At 39.1% G+C, this 26,320-nt stretch carries 24 protein-coding genes; 5 read left to right on the top strand and 19 right to left on the bottom strand.

The features are described from left to right. Positions 1-29 precede the first annotated feature (29 nt). The 5 genes from BUA11_RS06380 to nadE are packed head-to-tail and all read right to left on the bottom strand — an operon-like array spanning position 30 to position 5,961. The gene (locus BUA11_RS06380) at positions 30-1,409 is read right to left on the bottom strand and encodes a flagellar assembly protein A (RefSeq protein WP_072759596.1); all 1,380 of its coding nucleotides are present in this window, start codon (positions 1,407-1,409) and stop codon (positions 30-32) included. A gap of 59 nt (positions 1,410-1,468) precedes the next feature. Continuing rightward, complete coding sequence (gene panD / locus BUA11_RS06375) at positions 1,469-1,819, bottom strand: aspartate 1-decarboxylase (protein ID WP_072759593.1); 351 nt, start codon at positions 1,817-1,819, stop codon at positions 1,469-1,471. Positions 1,820-1,836: 17 nt separating this feature from the next. Next, positions 1,837-4,587 (bottom strand): sensor histidine kinase, encoded by a 2,751-nt coding sequence (locus BUA11_RS06370; protein WP_072759592.1) that lies wholly within the window; start codon positions 4,585-4,587, stop codon positions 1,837-1,839. Next, complete coding sequence (locus tag BUA11_RS06365) at positions 4,584-5,093, bottom strand: Mut7-C RNAse domain-containing protein (protein WP_072759589.1); 510 nt, start codon at positions 5,091-5,093, stop codon at positions 4,584-4,586. The genes BUA11_RS06370 and BUA11_RS06365 overlap by 4 nt, the downstream gene beginning before the upstream one ends. Further along, positions 5,083-5,961, bottom strand: coding sequence for an NAD(+) synthase (nadE, locus tag BUA11_RS06360; RefSeq protein ID WP_072759577.1), 879 nt, complete (start codon positions 5,959-5,961; stop codon positions 5,083-5,085). Before nadE ends, BUA11_RS06365 begins: the two co-directional genes overlap by 11 nt. Before the next feature lie 101 nt (positions 5,962-6,062). On the opposite strand from nadE, the gene BUA11_RS06355 reads away from it, so the two are divergent. From BUA11_RS06355 to BUA11_RS06345, 3 genes are read left to right on the top strand one after another with little or no spacing between them, the layout of a single operon-like run. Next, positions 6,063-6,431, top strand: coding sequence for a hypothetical protein (locus tag BUA11_RS06355; RefSeq protein ID WP_072759575.1), 369 nt, complete (start codon positions 6,063-6,065; stop codon positions 6,429-6,431). Positions 6,432-6,467: 36 nt separating this feature from the next. After that, entirely contained in the window at positions 6,468-7,457 is a 990-nt protein-coding gene (locus BUA11_RS06350; RefSeq protein ID WP_072759573.1) for a sensor histidine kinase, read from the top strand. 43 nt (positions 7,458-7,500) lie between these two features. Then, positions 7,501-8,232: a LytR/AlgR family response regulator transcription factor gene (locus tag BUA11_RS06345; protein ID WP_072759571.1), complete on the top strand. Its 732-nt coding sequence runs from the start codon at positions 7,501-7,503 to the stop codon at positions 8,230-8,232. An 11-nt stretch (positions 8,233-8,243) separates the two neighbouring features. Here BUA11_RS06345 and BUA11_RS06340 read toward each other — a convergent pair whose 3' ends face one another. From BUA11_RS06340 to hrcA, 4 genes are read right to left on the bottom strand one after another with little or no spacing between them, the layout of a single operon-like run. Beyond that, the gene (locus BUA11_RS06340) at positions 8,244-9,644 is read right to left on the bottom strand and encodes a hypothetical protein (protein WP_072759569.1); all 1,401 of its coding nucleotides are present in this window, start codon (positions 9,642-9,644) and stop codon (positions 8,244-8,246) included. Then, positions 9,641-10,783 carry a molecular chaperone DnaJ gene (gene dnaJ, locus BUA11_RS06335; protein ID WP_178137755.1) on the bottom strand — a complete coding sequence of 381 codons (1,143 nt, stop codon included), beginning with the start codon at positions 10,781-10,783 and terminating at the stop codon, positions 9,641-9,643. The genes BUA11_RS06340 and dnaJ overlap by 4 nt, the downstream gene beginning before the upstream one ends. Continuing rightward, a complete protein-coding gene (locus BUA11_RS06330; RefSeq protein ID WP_084634388.1) occupies positions 10,780-11,463 on the bottom strand; it encodes a nucleotide exchange factor GrpE in 684 nt (227 codons plus the stop codon). The genes dnaJ and BUA11_RS06330 overlap by 4 nt, the downstream gene beginning before the upstream one ends. A gap of 59 nt (positions 11,464-11,522) precedes the next feature. Then, a complete protein-coding gene (gene hrcA / locus BUA11_RS06325) occupies positions 11,523-12,563 on the bottom strand; it encodes a heat-inducible transcriptional repressor HrcA (protein WP_072759565.1) in 1,041 nt (346 codons plus the stop codon). Positions 12,564-12,825: 262 nt separating this feature from the next. Here hrcA and BUA11_RS06320 point away from each other — a divergent pair, with 262 nt between their 5' ends. Beyond that, positions 12,826-13,716: a DMT family transporter gene (locus BUA11_RS06320; protein ID WP_072759563.1), complete on the top strand. Its 891-nt coding sequence runs from the start codon at positions 12,826-12,828 to the stop codon at positions 13,714-13,716. A gap of 38 nt (positions 13,717-13,754) precedes the next feature. Here BUA11_RS06320 and rpsB read toward each other — a convergent pair whose 3' ends face one another. The 10 genes from rpsB to BUA11_RS06270 form a co-directional block, all read right to left on the bottom strand. Then, a complete protein-coding gene (rpsB, locus tag BUA11_RS06315; RefSeq protein WP_072759561.1) occupies positions 13,755-14,528 on the bottom strand; it encodes a 30S ribosomal protein S2 in 774 nt (257 codons plus the stop codon). Positions 14,529-14,684: 156 nt separating this feature from the next. After that, positions 14,685-16,406, bottom strand: coding sequence for an HD-GYP domain-containing protein (locus BUA11_RS06310; RefSeq protein WP_072759559.1), 1,722 nt, complete (start codon positions 16,404-16,406; stop codon positions 14,685-14,687). Positions 16,407-16,433: 27 nt separating this feature from the next. Continuing rightward, on the bottom strand, positions 16,434-16,766 hold the full coding sequence (locus BUA11_RS06305; protein WP_072759557.1) for a hypothetical protein: 333 nt from the start codon (positions 16,764-16,766) through the stop codon (positions 16,434-16,436). A gap of 5 nt (positions 16,767-16,771) precedes the next feature. After that, positions 16,772-18,151, bottom strand: coding sequence for a ribosome biogenesis GTPase Der (gene der / locus BUA11_RS06300; RefSeq protein ID WP_084634387.1), 1,380 nt, complete (start codon positions 18,149-18,151; stop codon positions 16,772-16,774). Next, positions 18,102-20,669 (bottom strand): bifunctional 4-hydroxy-3-methylbut-2-enyl diphosphate reductase/30S ribosomal protein S1, encoded by a 2,568-nt coding sequence (locus BUA11_RS06295; protein WP_072759555.1) that lies wholly within the window; start codon positions 20,667-20,669, stop codon positions 18,102-18,104. The genes der and BUA11_RS06295 overlap by 50 nt, the downstream gene beginning before the upstream one ends. A gap of 20 nt (positions 20,670-20,689) precedes the next feature. Next, entirely contained in the window at positions 20,690-21,361 is a 672-nt protein-coding gene (gene cmk, locus BUA11_RS06290) for a (d)CMP kinase (protein ID WP_072759553.1), read from the bottom strand. A gap of 4 nt (positions 21,362-21,365) precedes the next feature. Beyond that, positions 21,366-21,695 (bottom strand): STAS domain-containing protein, encoded by a 330-nt coding sequence (locus BUA11_RS06285; protein ID WP_072759551.1) that lies wholly within the window; start codon positions 21,693-21,695, stop codon positions 21,366-21,368. A 34-nt stretch (positions 21,696-21,729) separates the two neighbouring features. Next, positions 21,730-23,454 carry an aspartate--tRNA ligase gene (gene aspS, locus BUA11_RS06280; protein WP_072759549.1) on the bottom strand — a complete coding sequence of 575 codons (1,725 nt, stop codon included), beginning with the start codon at positions 23,452-23,454 and terminating at the stop codon, positions 21,730-21,732. A gap of 24 nt (positions 23,455-23,478) precedes the next feature. Then, the gene (fsa, locus tag BUA11_RS06275; protein ID WP_072759547.1) at positions 23,479-24,132 is read right to left on the bottom strand and encodes a fructose-6-phosphate aldolase; all 654 of its coding nucleotides are present in this window, start codon (positions 24,130-24,132) and stop codon (positions 23,479-23,481) included. 58 nt (positions 24,133-24,190) lie between these two features. After that, the gene (locus BUA11_RS06270; RefSeq protein ID WP_072759545.1) at positions 24,191-24,763 is read right to left on the bottom strand and encodes a flavin reductase family protein; all 573 of its coding nucleotides are present in this window, start codon (positions 24,761-24,763) and stop codon (positions 24,191-24,193) included. Positions 24,764-24,911: 148 nt separating this feature from the next. Here BUA11_RS06270 and gatA point away from each other — a divergent pair, with 148 nt between their 5' ends. Then, positions 24,912-26,285 carry an Asp-tRNA(Asn)/Glu-tRNA(Gln) amidotransferase subunit GatA gene (gatA, locus tag BUA11_RS06265; protein WP_245789583.1) on the top strand — a complete coding sequence of 458 codons (1,374 nt, stop codon included), beginning with the start codon at positions 24,912-24,914 and terminating at the stop codon, positions 26,283-26,285. Positions 26,286-26,320: the final 35 nt, after the last annotated feature.

Below are 26,320 nucleotides of genomic sequence, written 5' to 3'. Positions count from 1 at the left end.
AAATTTAGAAAGCCAAGAGAGTTGAGGTTTTACCCCCCATATCCTCCGGCAATTATCTTTCCGTCTTCGTATTTAAGAACTACCTTTGGCAATGGTCTGTCCGTCATGTACCTTGCATCATGCATAAAGACTTCAACACCAGGATATAATACTTTTCTTGCTACGACTGAGCATTGATAACGCATAACGGACAGTTTCTCTTCAAGTTCTTGCTTTCTTTTTAAATTTCTCTCGAGTTGTTCCCGAAGGTTAATGAGTGTTCTTGTTACTTTAGAGAACTGTTCTTCTTTATCCGGAGGTATAGTCACTCCTTTTTCTTTCATTTCCTTGTATTGCTTTACGATATTGATTAACTTTTGTAAGCTTGTCTTATCTGTTTCTATTTGGACATTTAGTAATTTCAGTTCTTCGCGAATGTAAGGGTTTACACCAACTTCCAGATATGTATTAACGCCAAAGTCTGAACCTATTTCTTCGGCTTCTATTTTTGATAGCGCGATGTATTCGCCACCGATGATATTCGCACGAGGTCCTGTCCCGATTATAGAATTCGTGACCCTTACAGTGCAGTTCATCAGATTGGATTCGAAGTAGAGATTCTCGGCTTCTATTGTTACCGCTTCGGCGTACTTTACATGCACATCCTTTTTTGCCTTTATCAATCCTTTATCCTTACCTTTTACACCAGAAACTCTTACATTTCCTTCTAACGAGATTACTGTTGAAGCCTCTGCAACACCATTGACTTCAACGTCCCCTTTTGCGCGAACTATAAAGCCTGGTTTTACATCGCCTTTCACTAAAACTACACCGGGGAATTCGACGTTTCCAGTTTCATAGTTAACGTCTCCATCTATTTCTAAGTATTCACTTACTTCAATCATTCCCTTTTCAATATCTATTTTTAATATTCCTTCGTTTGTTGCAATTATGTGCATTCCATCTTCGCTAAGTGCAACGTTCTTTCCAAGTACTACTTTTGCTTCGTTGCCTTTCTTAGCCGGAACGGGTTCTCCGTAGACATTTCGACCCGGGATGCCTTCTGTTGGTGGATAAATGGTTGCAATTTTCTGACCACTTTTGACGATTATTCTTTTCTGCACTGGAAACTCTCTGAAATCAACTTTGTTTCCGGAAGTGGTGAAAGATCTTTGACTCAGTACTTCAAATATTATTCTTCCGTCTTCTCCATTCTTTGGTAAATCACCGCGGGCAAAAAGCACAGGTGTGTCCTCAACCGGCTCTTCACACAGGTGCCGAAGAGCCCCCAAATCTATGTTGTGTGTTATTTTCGCTTTTCTTATTTCTTCCGTTAATTTATCTAAAGTGACATTCTCTCCCGGAAGTATATTCGAAAGTTTTATGTAAGCTTCCATCTTGTCCGGTGTTACGGAAATGACTACATTCATGCTATTCCCCCTTGCAAGAGCAAATCAGAGAGCGTGCCGATAATTTTTCTGGTTGAATGTCACCTAATCTCTTTGACAGTATTGTCTGGATTCAATATCAGAATCTTGGGTCCTTTGTATTCATTTGGATCGTATATTGAAAATGCCATTATTATTATTCTGTCTCCCTTTTCAACAAGTCTTGCAGCCGCGCCGTTCAATGAAATCTTTCTTGAACCACGGGGTTCCGGTATCACATACGTTGTTAGTCTATTTCCGTTGTTGACATCCGAGACTATTACCATTTCGTTTATCTTTATTCCACTCAATTCTAATAGTTCTTCATCGATACCTATACTTCCTTCATATTCAATTTCCTTTTCCGTGATGGTTGCCATATGAATCTTTGCTTTAAGCATAATTTCCATCATTTTTGTACTCCTCCTTTTTAATTATTGTCTATTTGACTGTTCAAATTTCCTTCAGGTACTTGTGTGTCTTCCACCTTGGGGATTTCAACGACAAAGCGATTACCGTTATCGGTTGCTTCATGGTATATCTTTCCTTTATGCTCATCCTCAACAATTTTCTTGCATATAGCCAGTCCCAGTCCGGTACCGTAGACCTTAGTGGTGAAAAACGGTGTAAAAAGTTTATCTGCAGTTTCTTTGTCTATCGGTTTCCCTTCATTCCAGACAGATACCAGGACTTTGTCGAGTTTGATTTTAGTTTCTATTAATATCTTACCATCATTTGGAGTAGCTTCAATTGCATTTTGCAATAAATTTATTACAACCTGCTTCATTCTTGAGTATTCAGCATATACTGTTATTTCTTCGGAATCGGCATTAAATGTGAAAAGTATGTTCTTTTCTCGGATTTTTTCTTCCAAGAGAATATACACATCGTTTATGAGTTTGTTTATATTGAAATACCGGAATTCCAATGATCTCGGTTCTCTGCTAAAATCAAGTATTTCGTTCACTATTTGTTCAAGGCGTAATACTTCGTCTTCTATTATTTTTACATACCTACTCCTTGCATCAGGGTTATCAACGTTCTTTTGAAGTCTTTTAATAAATCCTCCAAGAACTGAAATGGGGTTCCTTAATTCATGTGCAACTCTTGCAGCCATTTCACCAAGTGCAGCAAGTTTCTCTTGCTTCTTGCGTTCTTTTTCTAAATTAACTCTATCTGTTACATCATCAAGGGTTATTATAACGCCTCGGAGCATTATTCTCTCCGTATCCCAAAATGGTGTTATGCGGATGTCGTAATACCTTTCCTGACCGCCCAATGAGATTAAGTAATTACTTAAGTTTATCTCTTCTTTAATTCTCATACTTTGAAAAGACATTTCTTGTATATCCTCAAATTCAGGTCCGAGTGATCTTAATTCTATGCCTGTCATTTGTTCCTTGGGTCGACCGAAGTAAATTTCAGCTTTTTTGTTCCACTCGTTCACTTTCCCTTCTCTGTCTAAAACGATTATCGCTGAGGACATGTTTTGGAGTACAGAATCTGAGAACTCGCGTAAATATTCAATGAGACTCTTCTGCCTTTCAAGCGATGCAGTTTTATTACGCAATTCTTCATAGTTAAGTGCGGTCTCTATTGCGAGCCCTGCACTGTCAGAAATTATTTTTAAGATATCTATATCACTTTCTCTGATAGGTTTTTTTGTGTAGAAATTATCCACTATCACTACTCCAAATGTGCCTTCTCGTCCTACAAGTGGTATTACAGCAAATTCTTTTGTGCCGAGCAGATTAACGATGTCCGCAACATCTACTCCCATAGAGTCGATCAATCTTTCGGTTCCAACAAATATCTTCTTTCTCAGTACACACTTTTCAAGTATCGGATGCGCCTTATATGGAAATATTCTGTTTTCGATTTGCTCTGTTAGTCTATTGTTTATTTCAATCGTCATAGCTTCTTCCCTTAGGTACTGAACAACATCTGCATATCTCATTGCTCTTTGATTGGCTTTTTTCCAATCTTCCTCCACGTTTTCACTGTCTGGTCCGAACCACATTTTTCCAATTAGTGTGTCCCGTTTTTCATCGTATACGAGTAATAAAGCTCGGTTGTATCCCAGCAACCTGCCGGAAGTAAGCCCCAACAGCAACGTCTTGTAGACATTTCTTACGCTGTACATAGTTCGCATAGCCTGGCTTATGTAATGCACGGCGTTCATTTTTCTTATCTGCTCTTTCTGTTCTTCTATAAGCTTTTCATGGTTCTCCTGCAATTCCTTTAGTTTTACAATCTCTTCTCTCAGACGTTTTTCAAACTCAACTCTTCCCCTTGCAAGAATGGATCTTCTTACCGAATCCCTTGCTAAGTCCAAATCCATAGAATCAAATGACTTTGATTCCAAATATGTATCTTTTGCCTTCTTGTTTGCAAAAATGTACCATTCTTCTGAATTGATGTCACCCGGTACAATAACTGCGGATAGAACATTCGCCTTGAGTACCGCATTTAATCCAACTGGTTTATAAAGAACCTTTTCTGTGCCTTTGAAGTATCTCAAAGTTTCGTTTGGCATCTCTGACATTTCGAATTTGAAAGTATCGAACGAACCAGAATTTTGGTCATACACTTGCACTTCGACTTTGTCTTTGATTCTCAAAGTTGCTGATATTTCTGCTTCCAGTATGTCTGCCATTACTTTCAGAAAAGTTTCAATTATTTCTGAGGTGGATTTTGCGCTTTCGAAGAGTGTTGTTAGCATCCAAAGGGATCTGTATTTGCTTAAGTAATTCTTTGATTGTTCGTATGTTGGAATAAACCACAGGGCAAATGCCAAGAAGTCTGAAATCTCGCGATAATTAGTGATTTTTGAAGGAAGCCTTGGTGTGAGTACAATTCCAATAGGAGCACTATCGCCATACTCACCGTAGACCAGCTGTGATATGTAAGCTTCTCCGTATTCAGATAATTCACCATCAAGTCTTATCTTCGACAAACTATCGCGTCTGTCTATGATACTTGAATGGATTTTTGACTGAACTGGCAAGAAGTTGCTTAAAAGTACACGGTATGCTGATTTGCTTTTTTCGTAAAAAGCGATCGAAATTTTATCGACTCCAACAAAAGATGCGATTTCTTCGGCAACTTTTTGTGCTGATTCTGATAATTTGCTTTTTTCAAATATATCGGTAAGCGCTTTGCATATTTTACTTCCTATCATTTTGATTCACCCCTTCGAAGTTTAAAGTCTTTCGTGTTGGCTAAGTTCCAAACCCCTCTGAATTTGAAATGAGACCCCTCCCAAAATATTTTGCCACATTTTGGGCAATGTTTAAAACGCTCGAAACTTTCAAATATGTACGTAGGAACTTTTCCGACGATATCTTCCTTTGAACATTCTATCAATTCTGCATTGCATTCACTACATCTTGGATTTCCTCGCGCTGTGCTTTGAATCTTTGACAGAACTTCTTCAATTTGTTCACTGACATTGTTGCTTAATACTAATATGCCTGATAGCTTCCTTGCCAATTCGCGAGATTTAGTAATTAGTAATTTTTTTATGTTTTTTGTCTTGACGACATTTTCTATCGTGGCCATATTTGAGCTTTTCACTATTTCAACGTCGTATCCTAAGATTCTGAGTTTCTTGCCGAGCTTAACAACTGTTAGATCGCATATGAAACCTACATTTGAGTCAAACGAATTCTGACTCTTATCGTTCATCTTTCGCGTCCTCAATACCCAAAGATTTAATCTCCCTGTACTTTGCAAGTTCTATCAGTCTCATTATTCTCTTATATTTCTCGTCATTGATGTTCTTTTCAAGCAAATCATGTTCTTTTTCAAGTCCCATCAATATGCTGTCAATCTCTTGATAAGTCATTCCAAATGCCTCTTCATCGGTCAAACCGGGGACAAGATCTGGCGTCGGTGGTTTTTTTATAATCTTCTCGGGTACATTTAGATACCTTGCAAGCTCAAAAACTTGTGTCTTATAAAGGTGTTTAATAGGTTCGATATCGACAGAGTCGTCGCCCCATTTTACGTAAAGTCCAAGTTTCAGTTCAGTCTTGTTCGTCGTTCCAACGACGCAGTAGTTGAGTTTTTCCGCTTCGAAATATAACTTACACATCCTTATCCTATGTTTGGATCTGTAGTATGCTATGCCTTTCAAGAAGAGCTCATCACCTGAATTTTGCAAATCCATGGCGTATGGGTCATCATATCTGTTCCACCTATTTTTTGCGTAGACTATTTTAAGTTTTTCGGGTATGAACAGCGCGGGTGGGAATAGTTTATAAGTACCTAAACCTGATAAAGCTTTTGTAATACTTTCTACTCTGTATTCAACACCAAAATGTTGGCAGACCAGCTTCGCATCTTCTATGCTTTGCCTTGAACTATCTCTTTCTGGTAAGATAAATGCTTTTATCTTAGCTTTTCCAACAGCATTTACTAACAGAGCGAGTACGACAGCTGAATCAATACCACCGCTGACACCTATCACAGCCCCTCTGTATCCGTGTTTCTCAATAAGTTCATTTATAAAGCGCTCTATTTTTTTACTCTCTACTTCTGGATTAAAGTTCATATTTTCACCTTCTACTTTATAGTGATTTACATTAGTATTCTATCACAATTCATTCCACAAAGTGGTAAAATATCAATTAGGTAGAAGTTGGGGGGAGAAATATGAAGTGGTTGGCTATAATGTTCCACTCACTTATGTTTTCCGTTGTGAATTCTTATTCGACGTTTTACAGCCTCTTCCCGAATTTTTCGTTCGGCTATTTTCCTGTTCTTTTTGTTATTCTATACGCTTTATGCTTGGGAGCAAAGGTGAGCTTAAGGGAAATTCTCTTGATTTCTGTTCTTTCGCCTATTTTTTCCTTTTTTCTCCTACAGTTCTTATCGTATCTTCTCTTCTCTGAGTACGCTACATACCAGATCTTACTCACAGTTGTTGCCAAAGGCTCGGTGGGATTTGGATTTGCTTGGATGCTTATAAGTGTTGTGGTTGGATCGATTTCTAATCTCGTGTTCTTTAAAAACAAGCACTAATTTTGTGAAATTGAAAAGACTAAAGGAGAGATAAGTTTGCGGGTATTTCTTTTTCTTCAACTCATATCACTTATCATCTTTGTTTACATAATGTATTTCGTTCCGTCGAATCTTTATTTGTTCTCAGTAATTGCTACTTTTTTGATTGTGAATACTGTCGGTATAACGTACTATGTTTTTAGAATGTGGGGTAAAGAATTAGTTAATGCGACAAAGCAGATCAAACTTTTGTATTTTTCACTCCTTGTAGTTGCAGTAGTTGGTTTGGGTTTCCTTTTTGCCAATCTGTTTAACATGTGGATTGACAGATATCCGATAGATACTTTGAGCAATTTCTTGAATGCGTTACTTGTGGTTTCAACATTTCTCTTGGTATCCTTTGGAGTATCTTACGTTGCTCTAAAAAGAGAGCTTGAGAGGCAGGTTATAGAGTATAAAAAGCTTAATGAAGCCCAGATGAAGTTAAGGATGCAGGTTTTCAGGTACAAAACTAATCCTCATTTTCTGTTCAATTCTATGAGCACTGCGGTTTCAATGATTGACCTTGGAGAAAGCAATGACAAATTGCGCGAGTATCTTATAAATCTTTCAGAGCTTTTTAGAGCAGTTCTGGAAGCTCCTGAAGTTTGGACGTTGAAAGATGAAATCTCCTTAGTGAAGAAGTATTTGGATATACAGAAGATCAGGTTGAGCAATTTTGACTATATGATAGACATTCAGCCGGAATGTGAGGGTGTGAAAATTCCGTCTCTAATCCTTCAGCCGATTGTGGAAAACTCGATAATTCATGGTGTAACCAAGTCTACAAACAGTGGTGTTATAACAATAGAAGCTAAGCAAACGGATGGATTTATTCTCTTGAGTATTCAAGACAATGGAAAGGGTGCATCAGAAATCGTGAAGGGTGCAGGTCTACAGATGGTTGAGAATTTGCTGAAAACGTTCGATAAGGATTCAGAATTAATTTATGAGACATCACCAGGAAAAGGAACAAAGGTATTTCTGAGATGGCTTGCTACCCGCTAAGAGTTTGACATAAAATTAGTGAATTGGAGGTAAAGGTGAGAATATGACTTGTGTAATTGTTGAAGATGAAAAGTTGCTTGCTCTTGTACTTGAAAAGATGTTGAAAGAGGAAGGTTTAGATATATTAGGCATAGCATCTAACGCACGTGAAGCTATCGAGATGATCAATACAAAAATGCCCGATTTGGTTTTTCTAGATATAAACTTGGGAGAATACGACGGTTTTTATGTTCTTGAAAACGTCAAGCATAGGCCTTATGTGATATTTACGACTGCTTATTCAGAATACGCTGTAAAGGCTTTCGAAGAAAATGCAATTGACTATCTTTTAAAACCTATAAGGGAAGAACGCTTGAAGACTGCTATCGAGAAGGTAAGGAAGATTATAGAAAGCAACAAAGAGGACGTACTTCAAGAGTCAAAAATGAGAGAATTCATAAAGAAGATGAAAAAAGAAAAATTCTCCGTCGAAGTTGACGGAGAGGTGTTGTTTTTGGATATCAGCAAAATTTTATACATTTACGCAAGCGAAGGTGAAGTAGTTGTCGTCTCAAATGAAGAAAAATTGACTACGAAAACTTCTTTAAAGGTTTGTGAAGAAAAACTACCTGCGGAAAAATTCCTTAGAGTTCATAAATCGTATATTATAAATGTTGAGCACATAAAGAAAATAATCAGGAATTACTTTGGGAGCGTGGCCCTCGAACTTTCAAATGGCGATATTGTGCCAGTTGGAAGAAATTACAAGGAGTCTTTAAAAGAGTTGCTCGAATAAGACTTAAGCACTTATATATTTGGCATTATCCTCAGTAGCCCAACAATTTTCCCTTCTTTCATACTGCTTCCGGATATAACGACTCCATCTTCTGATTTTAGAATGTTAAACAACATACCATATTCTGTGTCCAAGTATTTTTCTATAATAGTAGGTTTCTCCATATCCGTTCGGAAGATGAAAGAACCATACCACGGTATCTTTACGTCTTTATCGGTTTTATAACCAACAAACATGATTGTCTTGCTCTCATCTTTGTTATCTATTGTTGAAGAATCAACGGCTATCGAATGTATTCTCGCATTTTCTCCAAACGTTTTAAGGTATACGACTTGACCGCTTTCCGAAAGCTTTGCGATGAAGCCCTTTTCAACTCCTAAGGCATTTTGCGAATTGTTGCCAGCAGAGTCTGACGACAGTTTTTCGTAAACATATCCTGCGACGTAAATTGAGTTATTTGTAACAACTAAATCGAGAGGCCACAGTGTATAAGAGTTTGTTAACGTAGACTTCCAAACTAAATTACCCTTTGTATCGTAAGCTACAACGTATCCATCGTACCGATTCCCATCTGTGAACGAGTTTGAAGAACCGACAGAGAGAATCAATTTTTGTGCTTCAACATAGCCACCTGAATACGCTCTATCCCATCTTATACCGCCAAAGCTCCTGTCCCATAGAATCTTTCCATCTCTTGACAAGCTCACAATCCAGTAGTCGTGTTCGCCAAAATTTTGCGACACATCTCCGCCTTTTGCGTAATTATCACCTACGATGACGTATCCGTTCTCTGTTTTCAGAACTTTGTATGCTCTATCCCAGTCAGGTCCTCCGTAAACTTTGTACCAAAGGATTTTTCCTTGTTCATTGTATTTTATAAGCAGAGCATCGTACCTGCCACGGACTCCGAAACTTTTTGAAGAAGAAACCCCTACGACTATGTAACCGTCGCTCTCCTTAATAACATCATATGCAAATTCGTCTCCATCGTTTCCAAAAAACGTTTTTGAAATTATATTGCCATCTTTATCCAACTTTGCTAAAAAGATCTGGTATTTTTCCTTCTCGTTTGTCAGTACATCACCTACAACTAAATACTCGTCGTTGACTTTCAAAACCTTCGTTATTCGTGTTTCTTGCCCAAAGTCAAGAAAGATTTCTTTCTCCTCATTTACATTTTCGTTATTCGTTTTATCAGCTTGCTTCAGAAAAGAAAAAAGTTTCATTGTGTTATTTTCAGAGTTTATAATTGTGGAAAAACCAATGAAGAATAAACCTATCACTAATATCAAGAAAATAGCAGAAAAAAGCTTGAAACTATTGGATCCATTTCTGCTGTTCTTTCTACTGTTTGGAAGTCTTCTATACATTTTTTTGTGAGCATTTTCTAATTTGTTCCTGTCAAGTCTCAAACCTTAATACCCCTTTCTTTTGCTATTTCTTTCAAAAGTTCCCTTTCTTTACCTGATACCTTCTTTGGTATCGAAACTTTAAATTCTGCAACCAAGTTCCCGCGTCTACCTGTCCTTGTATTTGGAATTCCCTTGCCTTTGATAACAACTCTATCATTTGGCTGTGTGCCGGCAGGTATTTCTACCTCGATTTTCTCTTTATTCGGAAGTTCAACGAACGCTGTTCCTCCAAGAATTGCTGTTACGTAATCTATTGGCACAGTTACTATTATATCATCACCCTCGCGTTTGTAATCACTTGTTTGTCTGACTCTGATATGCACATACAAATCCCCGTATTCACCACCATAACTGCCGGCGTTTCCTTTCCGAGGAATTCGCAATACGCTTCCATCTTCGACTCCTGATGGTATATTTACCACAGCAGTGGTTCGCTTCTTTATCCTTCCACTGCCGCGACAGACATGGCATGTTTCTCCGGGAATCGAACCTGTACCACCACAAGCGTCACAAGTGTGCTGGTTAATAAATACTCCAAATGGGGTGCGTTTTTCTTCTCTTACAACGCCAGTACCGTGACATTTTGAACAGGTTACCCACTTACTGCCAGGTTCAACACCTTCGCCATGACAGTTCTCGCAAGCATCATATCTATCGTATTCAATTGTTGCATCCTTTCCAGTGAATATATCTGCATCTGTTATAACTAACTCAACATTTATATCTTCACCTCTTCGAGAGCTTCTGCGTGTTCCTCTCTGGGACGATTGAGAAGCTGTTGAAGTTCTCTGCCCTCCAAAGAATATGTTGAATATATCATCGAAATCTCTGAAAATGTCTTCAAATCCGAAACCAAAACCACCAGTGCCGAAATTTGTCCCATTCGGTTCGTATACATAACCGCCTTCACCTACGTAACCAAACTTATCGTACATTGCTCTTTTTTGCGGGTCGCTGAGCACTTCGTAAGCTTCTTGAATCTCTTTAAACTTCTGTTCCGCTTGCTTCTTTTTGTCTCCGGCGTGCCTATCTGGATGCCATTCTTTGACAAGCTTCTTGTAAGCGGCTTTAATTTCATCGTCAGAGGCATTTTTTGGAATACCAAGTATCTCGTAATAATCCTTTTTAGCTGGCATTATGCCTCACCTCTATTTTCCGCACTGCTTTCAGAGCTTTTACCTTCACTGTTGTCTTTGTTACTGTTTGTGTTCTCAGTATTTTCTGCAGGTTCTTTTTTCTTTCTTGGCTTGACTGCAACCTTTACTTTCGCAGGTTTAATAACCTGACCGTTGAAGGTATAACCATCTTCTATAACTTCGGTGATCGTGTATTCTTCCAAGTCTTCTCTTTCTTCCCTTTCGAATGCTTCGTGATTGAACGGGTCAAACTTGCCAGTTGCATCAATTTGTTTTAACCCCTCATTTTCAAGTGTTCTGACAAATTTCTCGTATATCTTTTCCACTCCAGTTTTGAATTCCTCGAGGTTGTTTGATAGCTCAAAATGTTTAAAAGCTCGTTTGAAATCGTCTAAGAGAGGTATCATCGCTCTCATAATCCTTAAAGAGGTAGCTCTGCTCGCATCTCTTATCTGCCTGTCGGCGTCTAACTTGTAATTTTCGAATGTTGCTTTTATAACCCGAGCCGCGTTTTGGATTTCTTTCAACTGCGCTTCGAGCTCGGAGATCTTTTCTTTTAACTCCTTGTTTTCCTTTTCAAGATTCGAAACTTCCTCTTTATTTTCAGTCAAATTATCTGTGTTATCTGAAGCAATTTTCCTTTCCTTCTCTTCTAAATTTTCCAGTTTTCTTTCCTTTTCCATATTTTTCCCTCCTCAGTTCATCTTTTATATATTTTATTAGTTTACGCATTTAACACATTTCACACATTTCTCGAGACTATTGTGAAGTATTCAGTCAATCTATTGAGCATGAATTCAAAGCTTTCGAACACATGATCATATCGGCTGAACTTATCAAATAAGACGGCGATTCGTCCTATTGGGTTGTTTTCCGCATAGAATGGTCCTATAATGACTGAGAAGTCATCCAAGAAACGCAAACCATGTTCTTTACCCACATAGACATCATTCTTGAGTTCTAAGAGGTCTTTGTAGAAAACATCGGTTGATACATAAGCAAGTATATTCTGCAGTTTTCGTAAATTAATCCTGTCGTTTGTTAAAAGGTTTGAAAGTCCTTCGGTGATATAATCCTCGTAGCTTTCCATCGATAAGCGTTCAGTTATCTCCAAGAATCCCTTGCTCATATTACTTATTTCAAAGCCGTTTATGCTATTGAGATTGTTTAACTTCGAGAAGATGTCTTTCAATTTCGTTCTGAATTCGTTAAGTGTTAGACCTTGAATCAGCTTGTTCAGGACTTCCTCAATGTGTGTTATCTCTTCGCCGCTATCGATTTCTGCATGTTGGAGAGGTATAGAAGAACTCAGACCAAGCGAAGTTACGACATTTGCAATAGAAAAGTTTCTGCTAACAGGTGTTATCACAATTCTTTTGATCCTAAGATTCAACGGACTTGGCTTCTCTATAACTACCATGCCTTTTGTTGATGAACTCAGCAATTTGGCTGCCCCAGTTAGCACTTTTTCCATATCGCCCATTGGGAAATTCGCAACTGTCTCAACGTGGGTGCTCTTTGACTTTATCTCATCTCTTATTTTTCTGAGTTCGTTAACGTAAAATCTCAAACCTTTATCGGTAGGTACCCTACCCGCCGATGTGTGTGGCTGATATATGTAACCAGCCTTCATCAACCTGTTCATGTCATTTCTGACAGTTGCGCCTGACCTTTCAAGTGCAGCGTTTTCTAAGACTCTCTTCGAACTTACTGGAGCTTTCGTGTTTATGTACTCTTGTACAATACAGTACAGCACTTTTTTCTGCCTTTCGGTGATGTCCATTCTATCACCTCCGGATATTACGAAATCGATAAAAGTATATCCTGTGAATTGTCAAACAAATTAGCAATCATATGTTTTGTCTGCTAAAATATTACCATAAATGTGTACTATTGTCAATTCTTTAGCTTTTGAGAAGTCCGAACATTCCTATCTTTTCAAGCTCAGGATTATGGTTTAAAATATTGTTGTGAACATGGTACGCTTTGCGAACCATTGATGTTCCATGAGAATTTTCGTGAATTCCTGTGAAAGGGGAATAATAATGGGGAAGAATGGAAACTGGAGAGTTTATCTTGCTGGAGTTACCGTTTCGCTGATATTTGGACTTTCTTTTTTGTTCACAAAGGCTGGCATTGAGTACGTGGGGATTTACACGTTTTTGTCTTATAGGTTTGGTATAGCAACCGCTGCTATTCTGTTGCTAAGTTTTCTGAAAGTTGTCCGTATAAGTAGGAAGCCTTACTGGAAGCTGTGGAAAGTTGTTATTTTCCAGCCTATAATGTATTTTATTTTTGAAACGAATGGTTTGAGGTACGCAACTTCTTCAGAGGCTGGTATGATAATAGCGATGATACCCATTGTTATTGCTTTTCTCAGTCCATTCATGCTTAAGGAAAAGCTACACTGGTTTCAGGTTTTGTTTGCATTCACAAGCTTCTTGGGCGTCTCTCTAATAGTTGGAGGCGGCGGATTTGAAAAAGGAGCTTTCATAGGAAAGGTGTTAGTTCTGTGTGCCGTCTTTTCTGCAGCACTTTATAATATTTTCTCGCGGAAGTTATCAGCGCTCTTCGAACCTATGGAAATAACATTCACAATGATGCTGACAGGTTTTTTGTTTTTCACAACCATGAGTTTAATCACTGGTCAGTTCGAGATAACGACGAATTTATCAGCAATTATCAGTGCTCTGTACCTTGGTGTTTTATCTTCAACAGTTGCTTTCTTCTTGGTAAATTACATGCTCAGCAAAGTCTCACCGACCGTTTCGTCTCTATTTTCTAATTTGACGACAATCGTTTCTGTATTGGCTGGTAGCCTGATTCGTCATGAAAAGATACTCTTTATTCAAATAATCGGTATGGTCATGATACTTGCATCACTTGTTGCCAATTCGTACCTTAGTTCGAGAGCTAAAAACAAGACCTCGGCTTGACGCCGAGGTCTTTTGTGTTTTTATATTTTGTTCAATTGTTATATTTCTTCTTCTTCAAGGTTTTCTGGAATGTTTATCTCTATCTCTTCTGGTTCGGATACTACCTGAGCTTCTTCTGCTGAGTACGCAACGCCTTCTCTGCCTTCCAAGTAAGCATCCGCTATCTTGGCTGCGATAAGAGCGATTGCCCTTATTGCGTCATCGTTTGATGGAATTACGTAGTCGATTGGATCTGGGTCACAGTTTGTATCTACCATACCTACGATAGGAATTCCAAGGTAATTCGCTTCTTCGACAGCTATCTTTTCTTTCCTCGGGTCCACGACAAATATGACATCTGGTAAACTTCTCATATTCTTGACGCCACCCAGGTTCTTTCTAAGTTTTTCGAGCGTTTTTCTCAATTTGCTTTGTTCTTTCTTAGGAAGCCTGTCGAGCTCCCCGTTTGCTTCCATCTCTTCGAGTTCGATGAGTCTTTGAATCCTTGATTGAATCGTTGAGAAGTTTGTGAGAAGTCCACCGAGCCATCTGTTGTTAACGTAGAATCCACCGCATCTTTCTGCTTCGTTCTTAACAACCTGTTGAGCTTGTTTCTTTGTTCCAACGAAGAGGATCGTTCCGCCTTTGCTTGCTACGTCTCTAACGAAATCGTAGGCTTCGTCCAAGAGCTTTACGGTCTTTTGAAGGTCAATAATGTAGATACCTTTTCTTGCTCCGTAGATATACGGCTTCATCTTGGGGTTCCATCTTTGAGTTCTGTGTCCGAAGTGAACACCTGCTTCTAAAAGTTGTTTCATCGTTACGACTGGCATACCTGCACCTCCATTTGGTTTTATCCTCCGCCCCCTTTAACCCACCGACTCCGATTAGAATTCAGAGCACCGAGGTGGGAAACGGAAAGCGTGCGGATTTTTTTATCAGCAAGCAGAATTGTACCATATATTTCAAATTAGTCAATTAATGTTTTGTTAAATACTCCTCCAAAGTTCATCTATTTCATTGTTGTGCGTTTCAAAAACTTCTAGAAGTTTTGGTGAAAAATGGCTTGGTGAAGTTCTACCATCCCCTTCTAAGATAATTCTTAGTGTTTCTTCGTGCGAAAGTCCCTTTTTATACGACCGTTCCGACCTAAGCGCATCGTATACATCTACAAGCTTGACAATATGTGCCACGATAGGTATCTCCTCACCTTTCAGACCAAATGGATAACCTGTTCCATCGTAGTTTTCGTGGTGGTACAGAGCAATGTTAAGCGCTGTCTCGAAGCCGGGAACGTCTAAGATTCTTTTTGAGAGTATTGTATGCTGCTTCATTATTTCCCATTCTTCAGGTGTGAGGCGCGAGGGTTTTTTTAGTATTTCATGCGGTATGAATATCTTTCCAATATCGTGCAAGCTTGCAAACATGCCAAGTTCTTCAATTCTTTCATCATCGAGTTGCAACTTTTCACCTAAGAAGCGCGACAGAATTTTGACTCTGTAAATATGATGACCAGTTTCCTCGTCATATCCTTCCGCAATCATGGCAAGTCTCTCAGACATGTTTAACAACAAACGCCTAAACTCTTCACTTTTTGCGGACACTTCATTGTATGCCTTTTCAAGTTCCTCGTTTGTTGCTTCGAGTTCTTCAAGAGTTGCACTGAGCTCTTGCATTATGGCTGAAAGTGTTTCATAAAATTCCTGAGTATCTCTTAGATTGAATGTTCCTGCTGGTGGAAGGATTCCAGAATTTCCGACCTCCCGAACTGCAATTCCCAATTTTGTCATGTCACTTGCAAATGGGGTTATCGCCGAACGTGTTGAAAGATATGTGAATATCAAGACAATAAGTATAAATAAAACTATTATGAGGGCTATGATGTATACATAGTTCATGTAGTCAAACGTTACTTTGAGGTATAAATTCGTCGTCAGACCTTCGTAAGTTGATAAAGTGTATGGTTTGTAAAGCGTAGTGCTTGTTATTCTCCTTACTATAATCTTGTCTTTTATTCCCGCGTCTATAACCGAATCTAAGACCTTTCCAGAAATATCCAGTCTATTTTCCGAGTCTACATATATTGCGATTTCTTTTGTATTTCCAATTTTGAGTGTTGCTAATCCTTTTATCAAGTTCACATACAGTCGTGGGTCTGGATAAAGGATAAACGTTAAGAATTCATTGTTGCTTATCCTAAACCAAGAATAGATTACCAATCGGTTTTCGTTTGGCAGGAATGTGAGGAATTTCGGAGTTTGCTGATCTGATGGTTCTGAAGGCTTGAATCTGAGTTCGCTGACGTTAGAGTGATATCCCGTTGAGGAAAGTACCTTTCCGTTTAGGTCAACCAAAGCAACATCAATATCGACGAAGACTTCACCAGCATCTTCTAAGGAAGACTCATATATCTTCTCTATCGATTTTAGAGCGTCGTATCCACCAAGGTTTAATACCAAAGATTTCGCAAGTTGTAGATTATTTAAGAGAAACTTATCGACATTACTTGTTTGAAGAGTTAACGATTCTTTCAGTGCGCTCAAGATGTTTTGGAAAGCACTGTCTATGATTTCAAAATTCTTTTCTGAATCCTTTGTGATAAAAACGTTGAGCCACATTAAGAATATGACTCCAATGACTATCGTTGTTATTAAGGCTACTGTCAAATTTCTGTACATTACTACCTTCTTCAACTTTTTAGAATCGTACATCCTTCGCCCCCCGTAAAACGATCTATTTTATTTACCTAACCTTCTGAGAATTTCGAGCCTATAAGGGTTTTCATAGTTTAAGCAGCAACCGCTTCCAAATAATCTGCTCTTCTTGTCCAACCTTATCTTATCCTCAAAAGCATTTATCTCATCGTATTTACTGCATAGATTTTCTTCCGTTAAAAATTTGCACTGTCTCTTTTCGTAATCCCATTCGCCATAATAGCACACCGTATGTTTACAGCACCAGCCACATTTTACACATTCTGGACAGTCAGTTTCTTCTATGAGTTTTTCTAAGTTTTTAATAAAATCATCCGTAAGCGGTTCTGTTCTTTGCGCGTCATTATCTTTCTTCATTAGCGCTACTCTCTTTCTTTGAATTTCAGGAATATAGGTGCACCTGTAAATGGATCAATTTGCTCCCTTATGTTTTTCCTTATAGCGTTCTGAAAGCTTTCCGGAACTTCGATTTTGTTTACGAAGAATAAAAATGTCGGAGGCCTTATATCCACTTGAAGTCCATAATACAACTTCAGTCCGTGAGGTGGCTTAGCTATCATTCTTTGTATAGCGGCATTAACAGCACTTGTAGGTACTTTCTTATGGAGCGAAGCGTAAGCAGTGTTAATAGCCTTCATCAATTCTTTATATCCAACTTTGTTAACCGCACTGGTGAAGATTACGGGAGCAAAATCAACGAAGTAGAGCTTTTCCTTAAACATGTCCATAAAGTCTTTTACACGCCTGTCTGCGTGTTTCACAAGATCCCATTTGTTGAAAACAACAACGAGGCCCTTCCCATTCTTCTCGGCAAGACCGGCAATTCTCTGATCTTGTCTTGTTATTCCTTGGGTCGAATCGATTACCAGAACGACGACATCGGATTTTTCAATTGCCTCTATTGTTCGCAAAGTACTTATTCTTTCTATGAAGTCTTCAATCTTGCTTTTTTTCCTTAACCCTGCTGTGTCGACAAATAGGTAATTCTTGTCCCCTATTTTTACAATTTCGTCTATTGTGTCTCGCGTAGTGCCAGCTATGGGAGTGACTAAAGCCCTTTCTTCATTAATTATCATGTTAAAGAGGGAGGATTTGCCAGCATTTGGTTTGCCAGCTATCGTTACTCTGATCAAATTTTCGTTATTTTCAGTGTATTCTAAATCGAAGCCTTTTTCCTCAAGCCTGCTGATCACATTCTCTATTAGCTCGTCCAAGTTCTTGCTCTGTTCTGCCGAAACTGGGAACGGCTCTCCAAATCCCAATGAAAAGAGTTCAGAATAAACCTTCTGGTAGTATTTCTCGCTTTCGGTTTTGTTCGCGACCAGTAGTACGTCCGCACCTGATTTTCTTAGAATTGAAGCTATAGTGTGATCTTCAGACGATAATCCATTCTTGCCGTCGACAATAAAAAGAACAAGAGCACTTTCTTCAAGAGCTTTAATGGTTGCGTCTCTACTTCTCTCGTATATTTCATTTTCTTTTCCTTCGAATATACCGCAAGTATCCACCAGCTGGAATGATTTATCATACCAAAGGACGCGGTCTATGACCGCGTCTCTTGTTGTTCCCTGTTCATCTGCAACAATTGATTTCCTCTTTCCAATCAGTTTGTTAAAAAGTGTCGATTTTCCAACATTACTTTTACCTACTATCAAAACTATAGGCGCTTTTCCAAATTTTGATCCAGTTAATTCACTTTTCTCCTCCGGTTGTTTCTTCGGTTCTTTCCGATTCAGTGGCATTATTTGCTTTTCCCTCCAGCGTTTGTTCCAAAGTTACATTTGAAAAGTTCGTTTTTTCTTGATTTTGCATATTTTTCATTGTTTCGCTTCCGTATGCTTTTGGACTGACGATTATTTTATAAATGTCTTTTTGTTTCTCCAACTTTATTATTTTACCACTTACTTCTTCTCCAATGCTTAAATTTTCGTAAACTTGTGTTTTCGGAATGTACACCTCTACATTTTCACACACGCCGATGTAGCCTTTATCTACGCTTTTTATTATCTTAGCACTGACTGTATCTCCTTCTTTGTGTGCTGCGGCAAATTTCTCCCATGGATTTTCGGTTGCTTTTCTAATGCTTACTCTGACCTTTTTGTTTTCTTTGTCGATTGAGAGAATTTGGAATTTTACATGCTGACCTTCTGCTACGACATCTTCGATTTTGTCAACAAAATTCCAGGAAATTTCCGATATATTGCAGAAGGCAGTGAGTCCTGGCTCGATTTCAATTATTACACCATTTGGTAAAACTTTTATAACCTTTCCTTCTGCGACACTACCTTCAGGGTGTTTTTGCTGGAGCCTTTCCCATATATCACCTTCGACGGACTTATAACTAAGGAGTATCCTTCTCTTTTCAGGTACGATTTCCAATATTTGAAGTTTTACATGCTCTCCAACATTTACGACATCTGTAACTTTGCCGGGTTTGCCCCAAAAAATTTCAGAAACAGGAACGAGACCTTCAATTCCATCATCTATTTTGGCAAAGAATCCGAACGGTTTGACTGATGTCACCACGCCAGTTACGTTTTGACCGACCTTGAATTTCTTATCAACACTTTCCCATGGGTCTGGCATCAGTGCTTTGAGGCTCAGCGTTATTCTCTTTCGTGCTGGGTCTAATTCTTTAACTAAGAATTTCATAACTTTACCTATGCTTAATACATCGGATGCCTTGATCGATGAGTTATAAGATATTTCGCTATTTGGTAAGAATCCAGTCAGTATGCCACCAATCTTTACAAACGCGCCCCTTTCATCTATTTGCTCCACTATTCCTTCTATGACATCGCCTTGTTTACGCGTTTCAAAAAATTCATTTATTAGTTTTTGGAATAAGCGCTTTCTGGAGACTACTATGTTCAATTTCTTCCCGCGCTGTTCGAAGTTTATAATTGCAAAGTGCATTTTTTCCCTTGGAAGCTCTTCTCCCTCTTTTATATTAGATTCGCTGCCAGGCAAGAATGCTTCGACAATATTCTCGAGAATAACTCTGTAACCACCCTTTATCCTTTCGATTATTCTTCCATATACTGTTTTCTGTTCTGAATAAGCTTTGCCTATGTTTTCAATTACCTTCCTTGCCATCGGTTTCTTTTCGGAGAGCAGAGCTGTGCCTTCATCTTCGTTCAGCTTTTCTATCCTCACAATGATTTTGTCACCGACTTTGTACTCTGATAATTCTTTGTACATCTCTTCCAATGGTACAACGCCTGTGCCTTTCCATCCAAAGTCTACGGTTAGTCCTGTTGGCGTAATTTCTGTGACGATGCCTTCTACTATTTTCCCCCTACCCACAGGGCTTGCCTCTGTTGCTCTTTCGTACTGCTCGAGAAGTTCTTCGAAGTTTTCCTGTTGTTCGACCTGTGATGTGCTGTTTCTGTTTAATTCCGCCATGAAACTTTCCCTCCCACCGTATTTTTCAAGAATGTGTTTCACAAGGATATTAACATCTCTTTGTGATGTTGACGTTCCACTGAGCACTCCAATCGTTGAATTTTCATTGGTAATGATGCTTTCAATCTCTGCTTTGCTTTTTAACATCTCTTCGAATTCTTTCAAATCTTCAACATGAAGTGTTAAGGTTCCTTTTGAAGAGATATCGTAAAGTTTTCTTGTATTCGAGCTGTTTTTTCCACCAACTACTATTACTAAATCGCACATTTTTGAGAGTTCTTTTGCTGCATCTTCCCGTTCTGTGGTAACACCACATACCGTGTTGTATACAGATATTTCGGCATCAGAATTCAATTCCTTCATTTTTTCGACAAATGTATGGAAGTCATCGCTTGAGCTTGTCGTTTGACTGAGTAACGCTATCTTCTTTGAATCAATTTTGAGAGGTTCTTTTGTTATGATAGCGCTTTGGACATGCCCTTTCAGCGCGATCATCTCTGCATGGTCGGGTTTCCCAAATACAACTATCGTGAAACCTTGAGAATTCAGTTTTTCTGCTAATTTAAAGACGTTCAGCACGATTGGACAAGTAAGATCCAATATTTTATGGTTCTTTGCTATTTCTTGAGTTATCTTTGGCGGCAGTCCGTGTGCTCTTATTACAAAAGTGCCATTTTCAACAGGTTCCGAGCTTAATCCGAGACTTTTCAAGTGCGAAATTACGTTCTTGTTATGAACAACCTCGCCATCTGTGAAAAGCTTTTCGCCTTTTTCCAATAATGCAATTACATTATCCACAGCTCGTTCAACGCCAAAACAAAAACCATACGGACCAATCAAAATTTTGGCTGGCATATGTGAAACTCCCTAATAGATTAATTGTCAATCACTCTGCATTTGTTCTTGACTATTCTCAAAATTTCTTCTATCACTTCTTCTATTGTCATATTTGAAGTGTCGATTTCTACCGCGTCTGGAGCTTTAACAAGTGGTGCAATCTCTCTTGATGTGTCGTTTTTGTCGCGTTCAATGATCTGATTAAGCAAGATATCAAAACTTATTTCTTTTCCTTTTGCTTTAAGTTCTTCGTATCTTCTTTTAGCTCGGACTTCTGGAGATGCTACAAGGAAGATTTTCACTTGTGCATCTGGCATCACAACTGTACCGATATCTCTCCCCTCTGCAACTATGCTTCGATTCTTACATATCTCTTTCTGCAAGTTAGTAAGAAAATTTCGCACCGCCGGATTGGCACCATATTGCGAAGCGTAAACTCCGGCTTCGGCGGTACGAATCTCATCTCCTACAATCTTACCATTAACTAAATAATTCCCATCTTTGTATTCAATAAACAAATTCTCAAGTTTTTTCTGAATTTCTTCTTCGTCAGCATCGGGACCTATACCACTTTCTTTAAGATAAAGCCCAACAATTCTGTACATAGCACCAGTATCGAGGTAATCTATGTTAAGCCTTCTGGCAAGCTCTTTGGCAACAGTAGTCTTCCCGGATCCGGCTGGTCCGTCTATTGCTATTTTGCAGTACAATTTATCAAGCCTCCTCGACTGTCTGAACTATCTTAAATACTCTATCAAGCCTTGTCATTTCAAATATACGCATTACGGTTTGTTTTAACGACGCGAGGACTAACTCCTTTTCAGCCATTCGCGCATCTTTGTAAAGTGCAACCAGGCTGCCCAAACCAGCGCTGTCAATGTAATTTACTTCTGACATGTCGAGCACTATTTTGTTAGTTTTGGACTCAGTGATGACATCTTTAAGAAATTTCTTCACTTCTCCAGAATGGTATGCATCAATTTCGCCATGAATAATAACAATTAGCTTGTCAGCCTGTTCCTTCTTGTCAAATTTAATAGCCATAACCACACCTCCTGATTTGTTATCTCAAAAATACTTACTCTTTCAGAGTGATACCGAGCTCTTCAAGCTGCGATGGATAAACTTTTGACGGCGCGTTTGTAAGTAGACACGTTCCGCTCGATGTTTTTGGGAATGCGATAACTTCTCTTATATTATCCGCACCAACCGCAATGGCAGCAAGTCTATCTAAACCAAATGCTATACCGCCATGAGGTGGTACACCGTATCTAAGAGCATCTAAGAAGAAGCCGAATTTCTCTTGTGCCTCTTCCTTTGTCAGTCCTATTATATCAAAAACTTTTTCTTGGAGTTCTCTTGAGTGTATCCTTATACTCCCGCCACCGACTTCAAAGCCGTTAATTACCATGTCGTATGCGTGAGCTCTGACTTTTGAGAGTTCCACACCGCTGTTTATGTCTTCTTCATACGGCATTGTGAATGGGTGGTGTCTCGCGACGAATCTATTTTCTTCTTCACTCCATTCGAGGAACGGGAAGTCGATTACCCACAGTGCATCGAAACCTTCGACTTTCACATGTTCTCTTCCGATTTTGAGTCTCAAGGCTCCGAGCGCCTCGCTAAGCCTTTCTCTATTATCATGTGCTGCCAATATGAATACGTCTCCTTCTTCCATTGAATACGCTTTCGAGATCTCTGTGTACTCTTTTTCAAGATATTTAACTGTTGTCGATGCGATTTGACCATTTTCAAGCCTAAACCAGAGCACACCACCAAGTCCGAAATTCTTGACAAATTCGGAATACTCATCTGCTATTTTCCTACTCATCGGTATACGAGCTTTAAATCCCTTGACCGAACCACCTTTCGATAGGACGTCTTGGATTATTTTGAATTCTGAACTTTTGAAAAATTGAGTCAAATCTTGGAGTTCCATGCCGTATCTTCTGTCTGGCTTGTCTGAACCGTACTTTTCCATCGCTTCTTCGTAACTTATCCTGTCGAATTTTTCTGGTAGTTTTATTCCAACTTCCGCGTACATTGATCTTATGAGTTCTTCTGCCAGCTGCAATACGTCTTCCATATGAACAAAAGACATTTCGATGTCTATTTGAGTGAATTCGGGTTGTCTGTCTGCTCTTAAGTCTTCGTCACGGAAGCATCTCACTATCTGGAAGTATCTATCCATTCCCGAGACCATTAGTATCTGCTTCATAAGCTGTGGACTTTGCGGAAGCGCGTAGAAGCTACCTTTTTTAAGGCGAGATGGTACTAAGAAGTCACGAGCGCCTTCCGGTGTGCTTTTTGTAAGGTACGGTGTTTCTATTTCAAGGAAGTTGTTTTCCGAAAGATATCTTCTTGCTGCGAAGGCGAGTTTGTGCCTCGTAATAATGTTATTTGTCATGCGCTGAGTCCTTAAATCGAGGTATCTGTATTTCAGACGCATTTCTTCGGAAACATCATCGCCCGGATAGAATGGAGGGAGATCAGATTTTGAGAGTATGTTTAATTTCTCTGCAAGAACCTCTATCTCACCGGTTAGTTCAGATGTAACCGCATTAGGTGGTCTTTTTCTAACAACCCCCTCGATGTTAATCACGTCTTCTCGTGAGAGTTGAGTAACAGTCTCGTAAGCTGGAGAATCCGGATTTACAACTATCTGTGTTCTACCGTATCTGTCCCTCAGTACTATGAATTTTACACCACCGAGGTCTCTAATCCTTTCGATCCATCCAGCCAATACTACACGTTTACCTTCGTCAGATGCTCTTAATTCACCGCAAGTATGTGTCCTATACATCTATTTTCCTCCCTGTCCGTATTTTCACTTCTTGTTGGCTTTATATGCCTCCCAATCCTGAAGAAATCTTTTGATTCCGACATCTGTAAGTGGATGTAAAAACATCTTTTTCAAAACATCGAAAGGTATCGTTGCGATGTCTACTCCAATCATCGCTGTCTCAACAACGTGCATAGGATGGCGTACACTTGCCGCTATGACTTCTGTCTCGAATCCATAATTTGTGTATATCTGCATTATTTCTTCAAGCAATCTTAATCCGTCATTTCCATTATCGTCTATTCTCCCAATGAACGGGCTGACAAACGTTGCACCAGCTTTGGCTGCAAGAAGCGCTTGGTTGGCACTGAATACGAGCGTGACGTTTGTTTTTATGCCTTCTGCCGAGAGCACTTTTACTGCTCTTATACCATCTGGCGTCATTGGAATCTTAACAACCACATATTCATCTATTGAGGCGAGTTTTCTTGCCTCCTCGACCATCTCTTTCCAATCCAAAGAGATTACTTCTGCCGAAACCGGTCCTTGTACGAGTTCACAGATCTCTTTGATTCGTTTCTCGAAGTCCGCACCTTCCTTTGCTATGAGTGTTGGATTTGTGGTAACACCATCAACTATCCCCCACTCAACGCCTTGTCTTATCTCGTCGATGTTTGCAGTATCAAGGAAAATTTTCATACTTTCCACCTCCCATACACGTCCTAGATAAAATTATATCAAAATTATATCACTTTTTTCAAAAATTAGATTTTTTTAACTCTTCCAAAACTTCATCTTTTCCAAATTTTACACTGTCCGTTACTGCGAATGTGTATCTATCGTTGCCATGGTAGAGCAACAGTTCTCTTGAAAGATTCTCCTTGTAAAAATTTTCATCATAGTGCACACCAAGAATTTCTCCGACGTATAAAATGTGGTCACCGTAAGTGCGTTCGTCAACCACTTTACACTCATAGCACGCAATTGCATTCTCAAGTAATGGAACTTCTAAAACATTACCCCGTGAATATTTTAAGTTGAAAAGTTTTACTTTGTCTATTTCCTTTCCGGAAGTTCTTCCGACATATCCAGCTATTTTGTAATCTTCGTACTTTAAGAAGTTGACTGAGAACATCTTCGATTTTTGAATCAGTTGATTTGTGTATCTCTTTGGTGATATCAGTACCCCATACAGTGGAGGATCAAAGGATATTTGAGTGTGCCACGCAGCAGACATGAAATTCACACTTCCTTCCGAAATGACACCGATGATAGCGACTGGGAATGGGTAGTGAAAATAATATTTCGAACTATTCTTTTCAAAAATCATTATTGCACCTCCCAATTACTAAGTCTTGGATTACCGTTATTATTTTAACATATATAAGTACATTTTGCTGAATGTGTGGTATAATTTCATCCAGAGTGCGCTTTAATTTTAATATCGAAATTTCTGGATTGCTTTGGAGGTGTTTAATTTGCTGTTCGGTACTGTAGAATTCGAAAAAATTACTATAAGTGAAGCTTCGAAATTAGTTGAGCAAGGTTATGGAGAATATCTTGTAAAGACTTCTTTAGAGGTTATAGAAAAGGAAGATAGTGTTCTAAATGCCTTCATAAGTGTGAATAAAGACGCCAAACCCGGCATACCGATAGGCATAAAAGATAATATAAATGTAAAAGGTCTTGGAACGACTTGCGCTTCAAAGATTTTGAAAGATTACATCGCTCCTTACGACGCGACTGTAGTTAAGAAGCTTAAATCAATGAATTTTTCGATTGTTGGAAAAACTAACCTTGATGAATTTGCAATGGGAGCAAGTACGGAGTATTCTGCTTTTGGTCCCACGAGAAACCCTCACGATAAGAGCAGGGTAGCGGGTGGAAGCAGTGGTGGATCCGCCGCGGCCGTTGCATCTGGTGAGGTTGTCGTTGCGCTCGGCAGTGATACCGGTGGTTCTATAAGACAGCCCGCAGCATTTTGTGGTGTTGTCGGATTTAAACCATCGTATGGATTAGTTTCAAGGTACGGTTTAGTTGCTTTCGCTTCGTCACTTGATCAGATAGGTCCTATTACAAAAAATGTTGAAGACAGTGCCATAGTCATGAATATAATAGCAGGAAAAGATGAAATGGATTCAACGACAGTGGAGCGCAATATAGACTTCACTCAGTTCATAGGTAAGAAAATGCCAAAGAAACGATTTGCTATTGCAAAACAGTCCTTCGGTGAAGGTGTTGATGATGGTATCAAACAGAGAGTTGATGAATTCGCAAAATTTGTTGAGTCGCTTGGTCATGAAGTTGAGCTTGTAGATATAGATGAGATAAAGTATTCCGTCGCAACGTACTACATAATCGCTCCTGCTGAAGTGAGTTCTAATTTGTCGAGGTTCGATGGTGTGAAGTATGGATATAGAATTTCCGCAGAAGGCCTTCGCGAAATGTATGAAAAGACGAGAGGATACGGCTTTGGTGAAGAAGTGAAGAGAAGGATACTTATCGGAACGTTTACTTTGAGCTCAGCTTACTACGATGCTTATTTCGAAAAGGCACAGAAAGTAAGAAGAAAGATATCAAAAAAGTTATCAGAGGTATTTGAAAATTACGACTTCATAGTAACTCCGACATCGCCAATAACCGCGTTTGAAGTTGGCTCGGTCAGTGATCCGCTCGTGTATTACTTGATGGATATATTCACAATTCCGGCAAATCTTGCTGGACTGCCAGCTATCAGCGTACCTTTTGGTAAGTCGCAGAATCTTCCAGTTGGCATTCAGATCATGGGACCAAGATTCTCTGATGCACTCGTGCTTGGCATAGCCGATGAAATAGAGAGAAATATTAAATGATATGTTTTAATCAACTGTTTTAATTGAAGGAGGAA

It is taken from the genome of Fervidobacterium gondwanense DSM 13020 (assembly GCF_900143265.1).
In the GTDB taxonomy this organism is placed as follows: domain Bacteria; phylum Thermotogota; class Thermotogae; order Thermotogales; family Fervidobacteriaceae; genus Fervidobacterium; species Fervidobacterium gondwanense.
This window is presented reverse-complemented; position numbering and strand designations above follow the sequence as displayed.

Excerpts from the sequence above, each read along its gene's own strand:
- BUA11_RS06380 (WP_072759596.1), bottom strand. The coding sequence starts at position 1,409 with ATGAATGTAGTCATTTCCGTAACACCGGACAAGATGGAAGCTTACATA.
- panD (WP_072759593.1), bottom strand. The coding sequence starts at position 1,819 with ATGATGGAAATTATGCTTAAAGCAAAGATTCATATGGCAACCATCACG.
- BUA11_RS06370 (WP_072759592.1), bottom strand. The coding sequence starts at position 4,587 with ATGATAGGAAGTAAAATATGCAAAGCGCTTACCGATATATTTGAAAAA.
- BUA11_RS06365 (WP_072759589.1), bottom strand. The coding sequence starts at position 5,093 with ATGAACGATAAGAGTCAGAATTCGTTTGACTCAAATGTAGGTTTCATA.
- nadE (WP_072759577.1), bottom strand. The coding sequence starts at position 5,961 with ATGAACTTTAATCCAGAAGTAGAGAGTAAAAAAATAGAGCGCTTTATA.
- BUA11_RS06355 (WP_072759575.1), top strand. The coding sequence starts at position 6,063 with ATGAAGTGGTTGGCTATAATGTTCCACTCACTTATGTTTTCCGTTGTG.
- BUA11_RS06345 (WP_072759571.1), top strand. The coding sequence starts at position 7,501 with ATGACTTGTGTAATTGTTGAAGATGAAAAGTTGCTTGCTCTTGTACTT.
- BUA11_RS06330 (WP_084634388.1), bottom strand. The coding sequence starts at position 11,463 with ATGGAAAAGGAAAGAAAACTGGAAAATTTAGAAGAGAAGGAAAGGAAA.
- hrcA (WP_072759565.1), bottom strand. The coding sequence starts at position 12,563 with ATGGACATCACCGAAAGGCAGAAAAAAGTGCTGTACTGTATTGTACAA.
- BUA11_RS06320 (WP_072759563.1), top strand. The coding sequence starts at position 12,826 with ATGGGGAAGAATGGAAACTGGAGAGTTTATCTTGCTGGAGTTACCGTT.
- rpsB (WP_072759561.1), bottom strand. The coding sequence starts at position 14,528 with ATGCCAGTCGTAACGATGAAACAACTTTTAGAAGCAGGTGTTCACTTC.
- BUA11_RS06310 (WP_072759559.1), bottom strand. The coding sequence starts at position 16,406 with ATGTACGATTCTAAAAAGTTGAAGAAGGTAGTAATGTACAGAAATTTG.
- BUA11_RS06305 (WP_072759557.1), bottom strand. The coding sequence starts at position 16,766 with ATGAAGAAAGATAATGACGCGCAAAGAACAGAACCGCTTACGGATGAT.
- der (WP_084634387.1), bottom strand. The coding sequence starts at position 18,151 with ATGCCACTGAATCGGAAAGAACCGAAGAAACAACCGGAGGAGAAAAGT.
- BUA11_RS06295 (WP_072759555.1), bottom strand. The coding sequence starts at position 20,669 with ATGCCAGCCAAAATTTTGATTGGTCCGTATGGTTTTTGTTTTGGCGTT.
- BUA11_RS06285 (WP_072759551.1), bottom strand. The coding sequence starts at position 21,695 with ATGGCTATTAAATTTGACAAGAAGGAACAGGCTGACAAGCTAATTGTT.
- aspS (WP_072759549.1), bottom strand. The coding sequence starts at position 23,454 with ATGTATAGGACACATACTTGCGGTGAATTAAGAGCATCTGACGAAGGT.
- fsa (WP_072759547.1), bottom strand. The coding sequence starts at position 24,132 with ATGAAAATTTTCCTTGATACTGCAAACATCGACGAGATAAGACAAGGC.
- BUA11_RS06270 (WP_072759545.1), bottom strand. The coding sequence starts at position 24,763 with ATGATTTTTGAAAAGAATAGTTCGAAATATTATTTTCACTACCCATTC.